This is a genomic window from Streptomyces sporangiiformans (assembly GCF_005768555.2).
GTDB lineage: Bacteria > Actinomycetota > Actinomycetes > Streptomycetales > Streptomycetaceae > Streptomyces > Streptomyces sporangiiformans.
In genome coordinates this window covers 1-560 of sequence record NZ_VCHX02000189.1, presented here as the reverse complement: position 1 = coordinate 560, position 560 = coordinate 1, and the positions used below count along the sequence as shown (strand labels likewise).

The window sequence follows — 560 nt, the reverse complement described above, 5'->3', positions numbered from 1 at the left end:
TGGGTGGACAAGCATCCGGAGTGGTTCCATCACCGCCCGGACGGCACCATCGCGTATGCGGAGAACCCGCCGAAGAAGTACCAGGACATCTATCCCATCGCCTTCGATCAGGACATGCCGGGTCTGGTCGCCGAGACGCTGCGGGTGCTGCGGTTCTGGATGGATCACGGTGTGCGGATCTTCAGGGTGGACAATCCGCACACCAAGCCGGTGGTGTTCTGGGAGCAGGTGATCGGGGAGGTCAACCGCCAGGATGCGGATGTGCTGTTCCTGGCGGAGGCGTTCACCCGGCCGGCGATGATGCACACGCTGGCGCAGATCGGTTTCCAGCAGTCGTACACGTACTTCACCTGGCGTAACAGCAAGCAGGAGCTGACGGAGTATCTGACGGAGTTGTCGGGGGACGCGGCGGCTTATATGCGGCCGAACTTCTTCGTGAACACGCCGGACATCCTGCATGAGTTCCTGCAGCAGGGCGGGCGGCCGGCGTTCGAGTTGCGGGCGGTGCTGGCCGCGACGCTGTCGCCGACCTGGGGTGTCTACAGCGGGTTCGAGCTGTG

1 protein-coding gene is annotated in these 560 nt (G+C 63.8%); it reads left to right on the top strand.

Annotated features, from left to right (window positions below):
* On the top strand, window positions 1–560 hold a 560-nt coding region (locus FGD71_RS34820), incomplete at both ends, for an alpha-amylase family protein (protein ID WP_478131757.1).